Origin of the sequence: Helicobacter mehlei (assembly GCF_003660265.1) — a bacterium.
In the GTDB taxonomy this organism is placed as follows: domain Bacteria; phylum Campylobacterota; class Campylobacteria; order Campylobacterales; family Helicobacteraceae; genus Helicobacter; species Helicobacter mehlei.
In genome coordinates this window covers 20,879-34,740 of sequence record NZ_QXQP01000018.1, presented here as the reverse complement: position 1 = coordinate 34,740, position 13,862 = coordinate 20,879, and the positions used below count along the sequence as shown (strand labels likewise).

Below are 13,862 nucleotides of genomic sequence, written 5' to 3'. Positions count from 1 at the left end.
TTTTTAAAACCGCTTCGGTCTTTAAACCTTCGGATTTTTAAACCGCTTTAACTTTGGCAAAACGCAATTATAGGATTTTAAAGCTTAGGAGGGGCTTAATCCTCTAGCGTCCTAGAGACATACAGAGAAGAAAAGGTTTGGGCTACGGGCATCACCTCGATGCGGTTGATATTGACATGCGCGGGTTGCTCAAATATCCACAGCACCACATTAGCAATATCTTCAGGGCTCACATAGGGCACATGGGCGTATAACTCCTCTGCTCTTTGCACATCGCCTTTAAAGCGCACATGGCTAAACTCAGTCCCCCCGCACAATCCGGGTTCCACATTGCTCACACGGATTTTTGTATCGGCTAAATCCGCGCGCAAATTCAGGCAAAATTGCTTGACGAACGCCTTAGTCGCGCCGTAAATATTCCCGCCCGGATAGGGATAAGTCCCCGCAATCGAGCCCATATTAATGATATGCCCCTCATTGCGCTCTACCATGGAGGGCAAAACTAGGCGCGTGATATGCACCAAGCCCTTGATATTAGTCTCTATCATGGTCTCCCAATCATCTAAATGCGCACAAAATGCCTTGTCTAACCCTAAAGCCAAGCCCGCATTATTCACTAATAAATGAATGGGTTTTTCTTGCAAGGTATTTTGAATCCCCGCTTCTAGCTCTTGCTTGTTTTGTATGTCCAAGCAAAGGGGCTTAAACTGCGTAGGATACGCCTTTTCTAGTTCTGCTAAACGCTCTTTGCGTCTGCCCAATCCCACCACAAAATAATTTGCCTTGATAAATGCCAGCGCGATCGCTCTGCCAAACCCAGATGTCGCCCCAGTTACTAAGATATTTTTCATATACACCTCTGCTAAATGCTCATAGCGTAGCGCAAAAAGATCGCCTTTAGACAAATGAGCACACCACCCCTTTTTTAAATATTCTACCCCTTGACTCTCTCTCTCGCTAAAATGCGGTTGCCTTTTTAGTCTTACAGAAAAGGAGTGCTACATGGCTGAGCAAGAGTTGATCTATGAAACGCTTGGAGAAGAGAAAGTCAAGCACCTTGGCGGGACTAGCGACTATATACCTAACCCCCAAGCTAAAACATGGATTGAATTTTACAAAATCTATTCAGGCGATTCCAATCCCATTTGTTGCAATATTGAATGTAATCAAAGTGCTAGCATAGGCGCACATATCAAAGTGGATCGTATCGGCAACAAGTACTATATAGTGCCGGTGTGCTCTAGTCACAACCCCCCACGACCCAACGACCCCTCTTGGGTTGTTAAAAAGTGGACTAGAGCCGTGCCACAAAATTTGAAGAAATCTCAAGAAAAGGGGTTTTGGGCGTCTATTTTTGGGTGAGTGGGGAGCGTGATTAAAACAACAACAAAGGAGCAAACATGTTTATCCAAGATTTAAGCGTTGAGCAACAACAAGTGTTCTTGTATTTGGCTAGGAAAGTCATTGAAGCCGATGGAGTGTTGCACGAATTGCAACTAGGCGCGTTGGATACGATCAAAAAGCAATGCGAATATGGCATTTCTGAAAAAGAAGTGCCTTTAAACACTCTGGGCAAACTTTTCACCACTAACCACGCCAAACATGCCACCTTACTAGAGCTCACCTCTGTGGCTCTAGCCGATAGCCGTTGGCATGATAATGAGAGAGATACGATCTACTCTTATGCTAAAGAAATGGGCGTATCACCCCAAAAAGTCGATCAACTCAAAGATTGGGTGGTGAAAAATTTTGCGCTTTATCAAGAAGCGTTGAAGTTGTTGGATTAGGGGGAGAAAGTGTTGCCCTTTGTGATTGGAGCATTGGTGGGGACATTGGCATCAAAGGCAGTTGAAGAGGCAGTTAAGAAGTCAGGAGACAACAAAAAAAGTTAGGAGGTAGAGATGTTGCCTTTTATTCTTGCACCATTGGCGGGGTTTGTAGGAGCAGCAGTCGTTGATGCGTTTTATGAGGTGTTTTTGGATGATTTTGACACATACAGGGACGGTACTCCCGTTAAACCTGTACGGGGAAGCATTGTTTGGCACGATATGTTCAATTTAGCGCATACAGGGATTTATGTAGGGAACGGGGAGGTTGTACATTTGACGGGTAAGACTAGTACTAGTAGCATAGAAAAAGAGCCATTTGATAAGTTCGCTCCTGGTTGGACTATTCTTGTTTCATCCAAAGGCACGAGTGCAGTAGGTTGTGAAAGAGCAGCCGCCTATGCAGAAAAGTGTGTTGGTGAAAAGAGAGACTACAACTTGTTTAAGCATAACTGCCATGGTTTTATTGTGGAGTGCTTAACAGGAATCAAGCAAGATGAGGTGCGTACACGCAAACCTTCTAAAGAGGTGGCGAAACATATTGGCATGGACTGCTGGAGGCGTTTGGATAAGTAAGGACATTAGGTGGCATTTATGAATTGCCAAGCCGCGCCTGTTTTATTAGTAGGTTGAACCCAAACCGGGAGGTGTGCCTATGTTTAACCTCTTTCAAAAACTTTTAGAGTTTTTAAAAGACCTTTTAGAGGATATGTTGCCCGGGATCATCATAGGGGGCATTATTGGTAGTTTTATAATACCCGGTTTAGGGACACTCATAGGCGCAGTGATTGGAGCTATTTTTTCTTGGTTTATGTCTAGGGTCTAAGACCTACGCGCATATCGGGATTCTAGCGTTCACTCTTTAATGATTTGTACAATCAAAGGAGCAAAATGGGTATTTTGGATTTTATGGCGGGGCTGGTGGGCGCGTCTGTGTAGCGCGCCAATCAAGACACCCCACAGATTATTACGATTGATGAGGAGATCGCCAAACATGTCAGGGGGAGCGGGGACTCTAAAGCGAGCGATTTTGGCTACTCTTCTTGGATTTTCTATTACAAAAAAATACGCTACCCCAACAAAGACAAAGAGGAGCTTGAAAATAAGGTTCTCCCATGCTGTCAATATTGGTGTTCTACAAATGCCGACCGGGGAGCGCATGTCAAAATTGAGGAATTGTATGGGGGGAAGTGGTGGATTGTCCCCGTGTGCTCTAGCCATAACCCCCGTACTGATGAGGAATTTAATGTCAAGGCAAACACCATAGCTATTAGACACCCTCCTAAAAAATAGAGGCATATAAGGGGGTTGTGCTGAACATTCTTCCATTACCAACCGCGCCCCAAAGCCCATAAACAGCGGATAGTTGCCTAGCATTAGCGACCTTGTGCTAACATCTGCCCCGCAATTAAGGGATATACCCTTGGGGTGGAACAAAGATTGCCAACAAGCTACCCTGCCCAAAGCTAAAAACCAAATATAGCGAAAGGCTATACATAAAATCTAGCGTGTGCATCTACAATGTTGATTTTTCCAAAGACGCTTCTCTAAAAATCCACCCTAAGGAAATAGGATTTTATAAATGTGAGCGCGCCACTTAACCTCTTAACCCCCATTTTTCTGCTAAAATACCCCTTTTGGAGTCTCCCATGTTTTACTTCCACAACACCCTCTTCACCCCCTACACCCTAGAGCAAGAACTCCCCAAACTCTACAATTTTGCACAGACACAAGAGCAAGCTAAAGAAGTCCTAGAGAAAATTACAGCCCTCAATCTACCCCACTTTAAAACCAGCAATGAACACCAGTTTGAAGATCACTTCATCGCCAAAGTGCTAGACCTCTTGGGTTGGGCGTATTTGCGCCAAGAAGAAAAGAGTATTCAAGGCAAATTAGAAAAACCGGACTTTTTACTCTTTGCAAGCCCAGAGTTAAAACAAGCCTACCAAGCCCTAGACAAAACAGAAAGATACGCCAGCAACGCCTTTTTTAGCGTGATCTGTGAGAGCAAGGCGTATAGTGTGGAGGTGGATAGCGGTAAAAAAACCCCCGCGCACAATCCCCATTACCAAATTTTGCACTATCTCAACGCCTTAAGACACAATTATGGCTTTTTGACCAATGGGAGGGTGTGGCGTTTTTATGACGCGACCACCCCCACCTATAATAAGGTCTTTTTTGAGATCAATTTAGAAGCCATCTTGCAAACCCAAGACTTGGAGCATTTTCTCTACTTTTACCACATTTTCAACGCCGCTAACTTTTTGCCCCAAGAAACCCCAAAGGATCGCAAAGAGCCTACCACCATAATGGGGGCAGCCTTAAAAGCCAATGATGAAAAGAAAACAGACATTGAAGAAGACTTAAAAAATCTCATCTATGGCACAGAAGGCTATACCTTCTCTTTGTTTGAGGACATCGGGGTGGCTTTGCACGCGCGCCACCCACAAGCCCCCCTAGAAGACATCTATCAAAACACCCTCTATTTTCTCTTTAGACTGCTTTTCATCGCCTACTTTGAAGACAAGTTTGAGGATTTGCTCAAAAAACATAGCGGGTTTGGCAAACATTTGAGTATCCATAACATCTTAGAATGGCTAGAGGACGACCCACAGACCTACTATGGCATGGGCAAATTAGAACAACTCTTTAGCATCTACAATGAAGGCAATGAAAATTACGCCATGCCCCTTTTTGATGGCGGACTCTTTGAGCCTAGTAAAACGCAACTTTTTAAAGCAGGCAAGATCATTAGCGACTCCCTTTTAAAAAAAATCCTCACCCATCTCTTCTACTACGAGGATTGCAAACGGGGCTATGCCACTCTAAGCGTGGTGCATTTAGGGAGCATTTATGAGGGCTTGATGTCCTATTTCTTTGCCATCGCTACAGAAGAAATCCACTATTGTAAAACGCAAAAAAGTGAGGGCTACTACGATAACCACGATAAAATTCTCTTAGAAAAGCAAGAAAAGATCACATCCAGCCAAGACTACCCCAAAGGACAGATTTATCTCAAAAACACCTCTAATTCTAGAAAATCCAGCGGGAGTTTTTACACCCATGAGGACATCACCAAAACCTTAGTGCAACACGCCCTAGCCGATTTAAACAATGAAAACATCTTAGAGTTTAAGATTTTAGACAACGCCTGTGGGAGCGGGGCGTTTCTCATTGAAGCGTTAAACCTTGCCAGCCAAAAGGCTTTAGAACACAACTATCCCGCCCTACAAACCCCCTTTGAGCAAGAAAAAGCCCTCATTGAGCAACAAGCCCAACGCTATATCCCCGGCTACCAAGCAGATGAAGCCGCCATTTTAAAACGCCTGCTTTTAAAGAAAATGATCTATGGGGTGGATATTAACCCCTTTAGCATAGAGTTAGCCAAACTCTCCCTTTGGATTGATAGCTTTGTCTTTGGCACGCCTTTGAGTTTCTTAGAACACCATATCAAGTGCGGCAACGCGTTGATGGGTTGCTCCCTTAGCGCATTTGAAGAGTTTTTGGGCAAAAGCGGGAGACTCTTTAATGAGAATTTCTTTAAAGAATTTGAAACCCTAAAAACCCTCTTTAGCCAGCTTGCCAACACCAAAGACAGCACCAAAGAGGAGATCGCCCACTCTAAAGCCCTCTATGCCCAAATCCAGCCCCACCTAGACCAGCTCAATCTCTATCTTAACTTCTACAACACCCAAGAGATCATCGCCCACAAAGCAGACCCCGCCCTCAAAGAGTTTTGGCAAAGACGCGCCAAAGGGCTAGAGGGCGTGGGGCTAGAGCAATTACACACCCCCGAGTATCGCGATGTCAAAGAATGCATACAAGCCCACGCCCAAGAGTTTAGATTTTTCAACTACGAAATAGAGTTCCCCGAAATTGCCAGCGGGAGTGGCGGGCTCTTTGCCTTAAAACATAGCGGCTTTGACGCCATCATTGGCAACCCCCCTTGGGAGAAGAGCAAATTTGATGAAAGCGAGTTTTTTAGCGCGTTTAGAAGCGCGTACCGCACCTTTAGCCTTGCCCAAAAGCAAGAGTTTAAAACCAATGCCCTAGCAAAACCCTACATCAAAAGGGAGTTTGACACACAACAAGCCCACATCCAAACCACCAACGCCTATTACAAAGCCCATTATCCTAACAGCCGGGGGGCAGGCGATGGCAATCTGTTTAGATTCTTTATAGAACGCCATTTAAGCCTGCTTGGCTCTAAGGGGCGCTTGTGCGTGGTGATCCCTAGTGCGCTCATGCTTGAAGAGGGGAGTTTGGGCTTAAGAAAGAGGCTACTAGAAAAGCACACCCTAGAGTTTTTCTATAGTTTTGAAAACCGCCAAGGGATTTTTAAAGATGTAGATAGCCGTTACAAATTCGCCCTTTTAGGCGTGCGCGCTCTAGCCTGCTCTAAAGATCACCCCATCAAAGCCCTCTTTTATTTAGAAGACCTAGAACAGATCCAAAGCACAAAGCCCCTTTTAATCCCCCTTCAATCTCTGTTAAACTCTGCTAAATGCGCGCTCAAAGAGGTCAGAAGCGCGCTAGATTTAGAGATTTTAGAGCATTGTGCTTCTCAATTTGCAAGGCTCAATGAGGGGTGGCTCAATTTTAGGCGTGAGTTGGACATGAGCGGGGATAAGGATTTATTCAAACCCCAAATGTGGCTAGATTTTAGATCCGAGTTACACATGACAGGGGATAAAGACTTGTTTATCCCCATAGACACACAGAGTAAAACCCAAACAGCCCCGCTAGCAAAAGCTGCGCTTTTGCCCTTGCTTGAGGGCAAACACATCCACCAATTCAATGCAGAGTTTGCCCCGCCCCGCTATGGTGTGGAGCTAGGAGCGTTGCAAGAGAGACTAAAAAGCAAAGAAGAGCACCGCGCTAAAAAGGGGGGGTATAGCGGGGCGATTGCCTATGAGTATCAATATTTGAGGTTGGGGTATCGGGGGATTGCTAGGGATACCGATGAAAGAAGCTTGATTGTGAGTTTGATCCCTAAGGGCTGTAGCGCGGGGCATAGCATGTATTTAAGCGTGCCCTACACTTACACTAAAGAGGGCATAGTAGAAACCCACCCTCTGCAAACTCTCTTTACTTTGGGAGTGCTTAACTCTTTGGTAGTGGATTTTCTCTTGCGCCTGCATTCTCAAATGAATATCAGCAAAATTTACCTCTATGAGCTCCCCCTCCCCCAGCCTAGCCTTGAAGAGATCAAAACCAACCCCCTTTACTTGGCTATCGCCCAAAGCGCGTTAGAATGCCAGCTTTATCACGACACCAACGGGCATTTTAGCGATCTAGCCCGCCTGTTTAAAACCCCCCTAGATGTGCCCAAAACCTCTAAGCTTTATCACACCAAACGCGCCCAGCTAGACATCACCATCGCGCGCGATGTCTATGGTTTAAGCCGCGATCAATTCTTGCACCTGCTAGACTCCTTTAGAGTTTTGAAAAACAAACAACCGGGGTTTATCGCCCTTTTAAAGAGTTTGTGGGAAGCAAGCTGAAAGCTTGCCTTAAACTGAAAGCTTGCTCATTGAAGGTTTGCCTAAGCGCAAAATTTAAAAACTTATGGCACAATAATCCTAGCGCAACTGCCCCCAAAGGGGGCGTTCGCTTTAGCGGAGGTATTGGGTGAAGAGTACCATCAACGCTAGAATTATCAGCATTTTTTGCATGGCGATCTCCTTTCCGGGGGATCACCCACTATCCCCCCGACCCTAAGCTCTAAGTCTTATTCTCCAAATGACCCAAAGCAGACCACCATGTGCGCCATAAGACGCAATTATAACTAAAAAATTAAAGTAAAATGGAATTAAAGCAATTTGCGTTTTTGCATGGCGCGCAAAAAGTCGATGATCACCCCTCTTTTAATGACTTTAATTTGATTTTGCCCACCACCAAGCATGCCCATGAAGACTCCATGCGCATCAAAAAGGGGGCGGCCAAGGGGGGTATCTTGCAAACTAGAAGGGTTATGTAAGTTTTGGACTTCAAAGGCGTTTTTAGAGCCTACTTGGGGGTAGTAGAGGGTTTTTGTGCTGGGTGTCTGGCTATGGGCTAGGAGGTTTTGGGCGTATTTTTTGTAAATGCGGGCATGGTAGTAACTCTCGGGGCGCACTTGGCAATTATCATTGGTGAAAACATGCGTGCCCAAGAGGGAGAGTCCGCGGTTGCGATCGATGGCTTTAAGGCGTAGGCGGGCAACGCAGATGAGCAAGGGCGCGCTATCATCCTGCATTCTAGCCATGATGGTTTGGGCATACATACCTTGATCAAAGACCAAGCTAGAGGCACTCAAGTAATTCCCATTTGGCAACAAGAGCCCATAGCCTTGTTTGTAATGCCCATCGCTAAAATAGGCGGTTAAAAATGCACTGCTATAAATCCAACGCTCAGTAGGAGCAGATTTGGGAGATTTTTGTTGGTTGTTTTTGGGGGCGGTTTTTTGGGGGGTTTTGACTTTTTTAGCTGGGTGGATTAAGGAGGTGTTGATCCCATCAGCCTGCAATGCCCCCAGTGCCAACAACCCCAAGATAACCGCCAATGCCCGCATACACGCCCCATGCTGATAAATTAAGTTGAAATCGGTAAAATGTCCGAATCTTTTAACTTTAAGAGGATTTCATGGAGACACTCAAAACTTACAATCTAGAACCCCAAGTCTTAGCCACTTACAATTACGCCACAATCCACACCAATAAGGGGGCAATCAAAATCCGCCTATTTGGTAAAGACGCGCCCCAAGCGGTGAGCAATTTTGCCACTTTGGCTAATGAGGGCTTTTACAATGGTCTAAGTTTCCACCGCGTGATCGCCGGCTTTGTCGCCCAAGGAGGTTGCCCTTATGGGAGTGGGACAGGTGGTCCGGGACACCGCATTAAATGCGAGGTGCAAAATAACCCCCACAAACACAAGAGAGGGGCTTTGTCCATGGCGCATGCGGGGCGCGATACCGGGGGGAGTCAGTTTTTCTTGTGTTTTGCACCCCAACCCCATTTGGATGGGGAACACACAGTATTTGGGCAGATTGAAGATGAACAAAGCCTCAAGGTGCTCGATTCTCTCAAACAGGGCGATGTGATGGAGAGCGTGCAAATTAGCGCAGAATAAGGCAAGATGCCGTGTTAATTTTGGCCAGAAAGCTAGGCGAGGGGGTGGTGATTGGGGAGGATATTTATATCAAGGTGGTTTCCATTGACAAGGGCAATGTCAAATTAGGTTTCCAAGCCCCAGCCCATACCTTAATCTTGCGCTCTGAGCTTAAAGAAGCAGTTGCCTCTGAGAATCAAAAGGCTTCCCAAGCGGTGAGCGATGAGGTGTTGGTGGGTATGGGGCAATCCATCCAACTGGGTAAATTGAAGTGATCCCCTTTAGTTTTGAGGTCTATCCTAAGATCAATGTCTTTTTAAAAATCTTAGGGCTACATGGGGGTTATCACACCTTGATTTCTAGGCTTGTGCTGGTGAAAAATACCTTTAAGGATTTTGTATCTATCCAAGCCGGATCGGCATTTGCCCTTAAGGGTAATTTTGGTTGTGCTTTGCAAGAGAACACCATTTATCAAATGCTCCAAGTCTTAAAGTGCCACTTGCAGGCTAAACAAACCCCCCCCAGCCTTTTAAAACTCCTGGATACCCTCCATGTAGAGGTCGAAAAGCACATCCCCACCCAAGCGGGCTTAGGCGGGGGGAGTGCGGATGCGGGCGTGCTCTTAGCCCAGCTCAATAGGCATTTAAACCTAGATTTGAGCTTGCCTGAATGCTATGCAATCGGGGCACAGGTGGGGAGCGATGTGAATTTTTTTATTTCGGGTTATCCAAGTGCGCATGTCTATGGTCGGGGCGAATGGGTCAGCCCCTTTGAAGAACCCCCACTAGAGTGGGAGATTTTAACCCCCCCCATGGCTTGCCAAACCGCTAGGGTTTATGCCCTCTTTGAAAAGACCAGCCCCTTTGGGGGTATGCATTTGCCTAGCGACCAACTACTAAAAAAATATGGTCGTAGTGCCTTAAATGATCTGCTCACCCCCGCATTAAAAGCTTATCCCAAGCTAGCGCAACTGGACAAGCAATTACCCCCACATTGGTTTTTTAGCGGGAGTGGGGGTAGCTTTTTTACGCTTAAGGGGAGTGCATGAAAGAGGTCGTGCGCAATAAAAAGGCCTACTTTGATTATGAGATTTTAGAAAGTCTAGAGGCGGGGATTGTGCTGGCAGGTTCTGAGGTCAAGGCGATTAGAATGGGTAGGGTGAATTTAAAGGATAATTTTGTTAGGATCGTGCGCGGTGAGGCTTTTTTATTTGGCATGCATGTGGCGCACTTGGCAAATACAAACACCTACTACAGACCTGATGAGAGGCGTTCTAGAAAGTTGCTCTTGCACAAAAAGCAATTACGCAAGTGGTTTAACCAAGTGGGGCAACAACGCTTGAGCATTGTGGCGTTGAAATTGTATTTTAACCAAAAAAACCGTGTCAAACTCCAAATTGCTTTGGTTAAAGGGAAAAAGCTTTATGACAAAAGGGAGGACATGAAGAAAAAGGCGTTGGAAATAGATGCTAAAATGGCCTTTAAAAATCACGCTAAAGGTTCTTGATGAAAGATATGATGGGTTCTTGGACTTTGATGAAAGAAATGGTGGAATATGGGATTTTAGGATTTTTGGCATTCCTCTCAGTGATTGTGATCGCCATTGGCATTGAGCGGGTGTGGTTTTATGCCACCATGCGGGTGGATGATTACATGGACAAACGCAAATTAGAACTTGATTTGCACCGCCGTTTAACTTTGGTGGCGACCATTGGCTCGAATGCGCCCTACATCGGGTTGTTAGGGACCGTTACGGGGATCATGCTCACTTTTATTGATTTGGGCAATACGGGTGCGGTGGATACTAAGGCAATCATGGTCGGTCTGGCTCTTGCGCTCAAAGCTACGGGTATGGGCTTGATTGTGGCAATCCCCTCTGTGGTGATTTATAACATGCTGGTGCGTAAAAGTGAGGTGATCATGACCAAGTGGGACATCTACCACAACCCCGCTACAGAGGAAAACTCCTATAACCGCTTGGATATAGACTGATGAAAAAAATAGACTCCATGAATGTCGTTCCCTTTATCGACATTATGCTTGTGCTCTTGGTAATTGTGCTCACCACCGCCTCTTTTGTGCAGACCTCCAAGTTGCCCATCAATATCCCCAAAGTAGATAAAAGTTCGGACAATGCTCAAGATGTGCTGAATAAAAAGCAAGTCAATATCGCCATTTCGCATAAGGGCGAGTTTTACCTCAACAAACAAAAAGTGAGTTTTGAGACGCTCAAGCGCACTGTAAGGGGCTATGCCAAAGACACGCCCATTATTTTACAAGGCGATAAAGATAGCAATTTGGATAGTTTTGTTAAGGTAGTGGATTTGTTGCAAACCAACCACTTAAACCAGCTTTACATTTTAGTCGAGGATAAGAACAAAAACCCGTGATTTTAGATAGTTTTTAGAGAAGTTAGGCTAGAATGCCACGATATTTTTTGGTTTTTTAAAGGATTAAAATGAAGCGCACCTACCAACCCCACAACACCCCCCGCAAGCGCACACATGGTTTCTTAGTGCGCATGAAAACCAAGAATGGGCGCAAGGTGATCAATGCTAGGAGAGCAAAGGGCCGCAAACAACTCGCCGTTTGATTGTTGAGTGCAATCGTTAAAAACAACCCGACAATTTAGCTATGTCTATAAAAAGGGTGTTAAAAAACACCACCCGCTCTTTGTGATGCATTGCTTGCGCTTGGGCCAGCATGGTGTTTTTTTTAACCACCCCTCTGCCTCCCTGCTGGGTTTGAGTGTTTCTAAAAAAGTTGGGAATGCGGTTTGCCGTAATTTGATCAAACGGCGCGTGCGGGCGATCTTAAGGCATGCGCTCATAGAAAAACAAGCCATTGTATTTGTAGCTAAAGCGGGTATTGATACCTTGAGCTATCAGGAATTAAAAGAACAGATACTGGCTTGTTTGGCAAAACCCCTAAAGGTTAAGAGAAAACATGGCTCTTTTAGCCCCACTTCTTAAAAGACTCCTGCGTCTCTATAGGTATTTTTCGGCTTTCAAGCCTGCTTGTTGCCGCTACTACCCTACTTGTTCGGCTTATGCCCTTTGGCTCATCCATTGTGAGAGTCTCCCTAAAGCCCTCTATAAAATTGCCAAACGCATTTTATCCTGCCACCCCTACACTTCAGGCGGGATTGCCTACCCTGTTGGCTCTAAACATATCCAACCCATGTTTTGCGCCCCCAAAGAAGTTACCTTGGCGTATTTCTTAGTGCCCTTAAACCCCAAAACCCCCTCCCCTTACTACATCCTCAAGGTCCATAGTGAAAGACAATAATTTAAAACTCATTCTAGCCGTTGCGCTCTCCTTTATCTTTTTAACCATTTATAGCTATTATTTCCAGCAACCCACCCCAACCCAAAAGCCCACCCCAACACACCAAACCCCAAGTAATAGCGCACCCACCACGCCCACAGCCAGTAGCTCCACCCCCCAAGCCCCTAGTCATAACGCCAATATCCAAGCCCCCAATGCCACAAGCCCCATCATTGCACGGGTGCAATCCGCAGAGATGGAGATTGAGATTGACAACTTAGGGCGTATCGCCCAAGTCTATTTAAAAAATAAAAAATTCATTGCCTCCAAACAAGAGGATTTGATCGATCACCTCAAACGCCTCTTTGGCTTTAATCCAAAACCCCTAGAACCTCTAAGCAAACTCCCCTTACTAGGCATAGATGCTTTAAAACCCCTAGAACTCAGATTTGTAGATACAACGCTCAATCAAGAAGCCTTCAAACAAAGTTACCACGCCTCCACCAGCACCCTTGAGATCAACAAGAGTGCTAAAACCCTCACGCTCACCCAAGAGCTCCCCCAATTAGAGCTCAAAAAAATCCTCACCTTTTACCCCAATTTGACCTATGATCTTAAAATTGAGATCACGCCAAAAAGGGGGTTGCTCAATAGTGCCTATGTTCTCTCCAATGGCTCGCGCCCTGTGGCGGATGCAGACGGGTATGCCTTCCATGGCGTGCTCTTAGGCACTCAAGATGACAAATTAGAAAAGCTTGAGGATGGCAAAGTCAAGCAAACCCAATCCTTCCACAATGTCGCCTTTATTGCCAGCGTGGATCGTTACTACACTTCGCTTTTCTTTGCTAAAAATCTCAATGCCTTAGTGGATAGCCAAGCAGGCAGTAAAAACCCTCTCCCCTTTGTCTCTTTCAATGGCAACACGCAATTACATGGCTATATTGGCCCCAAAGATCACCGCCTCTTAAAACAAATTGCTCCCGAACTGGGCGATGTGGTGGAATATGGGATCATCACCTTTTTTGCCCGTCCCGTGTTTTTACTCTTGGACTATCTGTATAGCTACACCCACAACTGGGGTTGGGCGATCATTTTATTAACTTTAATTGTGCGTGTCATCCTCTACCCCTTGAGCTATAAGGGCATGGTGAGCATGCAAAAGATCAAAGATTTAACGCCCAAGATGAAAGAGATTCAAGAAAAATACAAGGGCGATCCCCAAAAAATGCAAATGCACTTGATGCAACTTTATAAAAAACATGGGGCTAACCCCTTGGGAGGGTGTTTGCCCTTGCTCTTGCAAATCCCCGTCTTCTTTGCGATTTACCGCGTGCTTTACAACGCTGTGGAACTCAAGAGTGCGGGCTGGATTTTGTGGATTCACGATCTCTCGGTGATGGACCCTTATTTGATTTTGCCCTTGTTGATGGGTTTGTCTATGTATGCCCACCAAGTCATCACGCCTAGCACTATCACCGACCCCACGCAAGCTAAGATTTTTAAACTCTTGCCGGTCTTTTTCACCCTCTTTCTCATCACCTTCCCTGCCGGGCTGGTGCTCTATTGGACAATCAACAATGTCTTTTCTATTTTCCAACAATGGGCGATCAACCAAATTCTAGAGAAACGCAAAGCCCAGCAAATCGAAGAACATAAGCCCACAACCTACAACAAAGGTTAA

17 protein-coding genes are annotated in these 13,862 nt (G+C 45.5%); 15 read left to right on the top strand and 2 right to left on the bottom strand.

The annotated features are described in order from the left end of the window. Window positions 1-95: 95 nt before the first annotated feature. Complete coding sequence (locus EAO36_RS06485) at window positions 96-851, bottom strand: SDR family NAD(P)-dependent oxidoreductase (RefSeq protein ID WP_120955871.1); 756 nt, start codon at window positions 849-851, stop codon at window positions 96-98. A gap of 151 nt (window positions 852-1,002) precedes the next feature. On the opposite strand from EAO36_RS06485, the gene EAO36_RS06480 reads away from it, so the two are divergent. The 5 genes from EAO36_RS06480 to EAO36_RS06460 all read left to right on the top strand — a co-directional run bounded on the left by EAO36_RS06480 (window position 1,003) and on the right by EAO36_RS06460 (window position 7,330). Continuing rightward, window positions 1,003-1,362: a hypothetical protein gene (locus EAO36_RS06480; RefSeq protein WP_120955870.1), complete on the top strand. Its 360-nt coding sequence runs from the start codon at window positions 1,003-1,005 to the stop codon at window positions 1,360-1,362. 38 nt (window positions 1,363-1,400) lie between these two features. Further along, window positions 1,401-1,787 carry a molecular chaperone DnaJ gene (locus tag EAO36_RS06475; protein WP_120955869.1) on the top strand — a complete coding sequence of 129 codons (387 nt, stop codon included), beginning with the start codon at window positions 1,401-1,403 and terminating at the stop codon, window positions 1,785-1,787. 114 nt (window positions 1,788-1,901) lie between these two features. Next, a complete protein-coding gene (locus EAO36_RS06470) occupies window positions 1,902-2,402 on the top strand; it encodes a lecithin retinol acyltransferase family protein (RefSeq protein ID WP_120955868.1) in 501 nt (166 codons plus the stop codon). Between the two features lie 79 nt (window positions 2,403-2,481). Next, window positions 2,482-2,652, top strand: a complete 171-nt coding sequence (locus tag EAO36_RS08495; protein ID WP_162983271.1) for a glycine zipper domain-containing protein — start codon at window positions 2,482-2,484, stop codon at window positions 2,650-2,652. 823 nt (window positions 2,653-3,475) lie between these two features. After that, window positions 3,476-7,330 carry an Eco57I restriction-modification methylase domain-containing protein gene (locus tag EAO36_RS06460; protein WP_120955866.1) on the top strand — a complete coding sequence of 1,285 codons (3,855 nt, stop codon included), beginning with the start codon at window positions 3,476-3,478 and terminating at the stop codon, window positions 7,328-7,330. Between the two features lie 308 nt (window positions 7,331-7,638). On the opposite strand, the gene EAO36_RS06455 is transcribed toward EAO36_RS06460, so the two are convergent. Then, window positions 7,639-8,379, bottom strand: coding sequence for a hypothetical protein (locus EAO36_RS06455; RefSeq protein ID WP_120955865.1), 741 nt, complete (start codon window positions 8,377-8,379; stop codon window positions 7,639-7,641). Window positions 8,380-8,450: 71 nt separating this feature from the next. Here EAO36_RS06455 and EAO36_RS06450 point away from each other — a divergent pair, with 71 nt between their 5' ends. From EAO36_RS06450 to yidC, 10 genes are all read left to right on the top strand, one after another. Then, window positions 8,451-8,936 carry a peptidylprolyl isomerase gene (locus EAO36_RS06450; protein ID WP_120948747.1) on the top strand — a complete coding sequence of 162 codons (486 nt, stop codon included), beginning with the start codon at window positions 8,451-8,453 and terminating at the stop codon, window positions 8,934-8,936. Window positions 8,937-8,947: 11 nt separating this feature from the next. Continuing rightward, window positions 8,948-9,190 (top strand): carbon storage regulator, encoded by a 243-nt coding sequence (locus EAO36_RS06445; protein ID WP_104759116.1) that lies wholly within the window; start codon window positions 8,948-8,950, stop codon window positions 9,188-9,190. Further along, complete coding sequence (locus EAO36_RS06440; RefSeq protein ID WP_162983110.1) at window positions 9,190-9,963, top strand: 4-(cytidine 5'-diphospho)-2-C-methyl-D-erythritol kinase; 774 nt, start codon at window positions 9,190-9,192, stop codon at window positions 9,961-9,963. Before EAO36_RS06445 ends, EAO36_RS06440 begins: the two co-directional genes overlap by 1 nt. After that, on the top strand, window positions 9,960-10,421 hold the full coding sequence (gene smpB, locus EAO36_RS06435) for an SsrA-binding protein (protein WP_120948745.1): 462 nt from the start codon (window positions 9,960-9,962) through the stop codon (window positions 10,419-10,421). The genes EAO36_RS06440 and smpB overlap by 4 nt, the downstream gene beginning before the upstream one ends. Window positions 10,422-10,450: 29 nt before the next feature. Next, window positions 10,451-10,906 carry a TonB-system energizer ExbB gene (gene exbB, locus EAO36_RS06430; RefSeq protein ID WP_120948754.1) on the top strand — a complete coding sequence of 152 codons (456 nt, stop codon included), beginning with the start codon at window positions 10,451-10,453 and terminating at the stop codon, window positions 10,904-10,906. Continuing rightward, a complete protein-coding gene (locus tag EAO36_RS06425) occupies window positions 10,906-11,304 on the top strand; it encodes an ExbD/TolR family protein (RefSeq protein WP_120948744.1) in 399 nt (132 codons plus the stop codon). Before exbB ends, EAO36_RS06425 begins: the two co-directional genes overlap by 1 nt. A 68-nt stretch (window positions 11,305-11,372) precedes the next feature. Beyond that, window positions 11,373-11,507 (top strand): 50S ribosomal protein L34, encoded by a 135-nt coding sequence (rpmH, locus tag EAO36_RS06420; RefSeq protein ID WP_013890351.1) that lies wholly within the window; start codon window positions 11,373-11,375, stop codon window positions 11,505-11,507. Between the two features lie 7 nt (window positions 11,508-11,514). Continuing rightward, window positions 11,515-11,886, top strand: a complete 372-nt coding sequence (gene rnpA, locus EAO36_RS06415) for a ribonuclease P protein component (RefSeq protein ID WP_120948743.1) — start codon at window positions 11,515-11,517, stop codon at window positions 11,884-11,886. After that, a complete protein-coding gene (gene yidD / locus EAO36_RS06410) occupies window positions 11,861-12,202 on the top strand; it encodes a membrane protein insertion efficiency factor YidD (RefSeq protein ID WP_120948742.1) in 342 nt (113 codons plus the stop codon). Before rnpA ends, yidD begins: the two co-directional genes overlap by 26 nt. Beyond that, window positions 12,189-13,862 (top strand): membrane protein insertase YidC, encoded by a 1,674-nt coding sequence (gene yidC, locus EAO36_RS06405; protein WP_120955864.1) that lies wholly within the window; start codon window positions 12,189-12,191, stop codon window positions 13,860-13,862. The genes yidD and yidC overlap by 14 nt, the downstream gene beginning before the upstream one ends.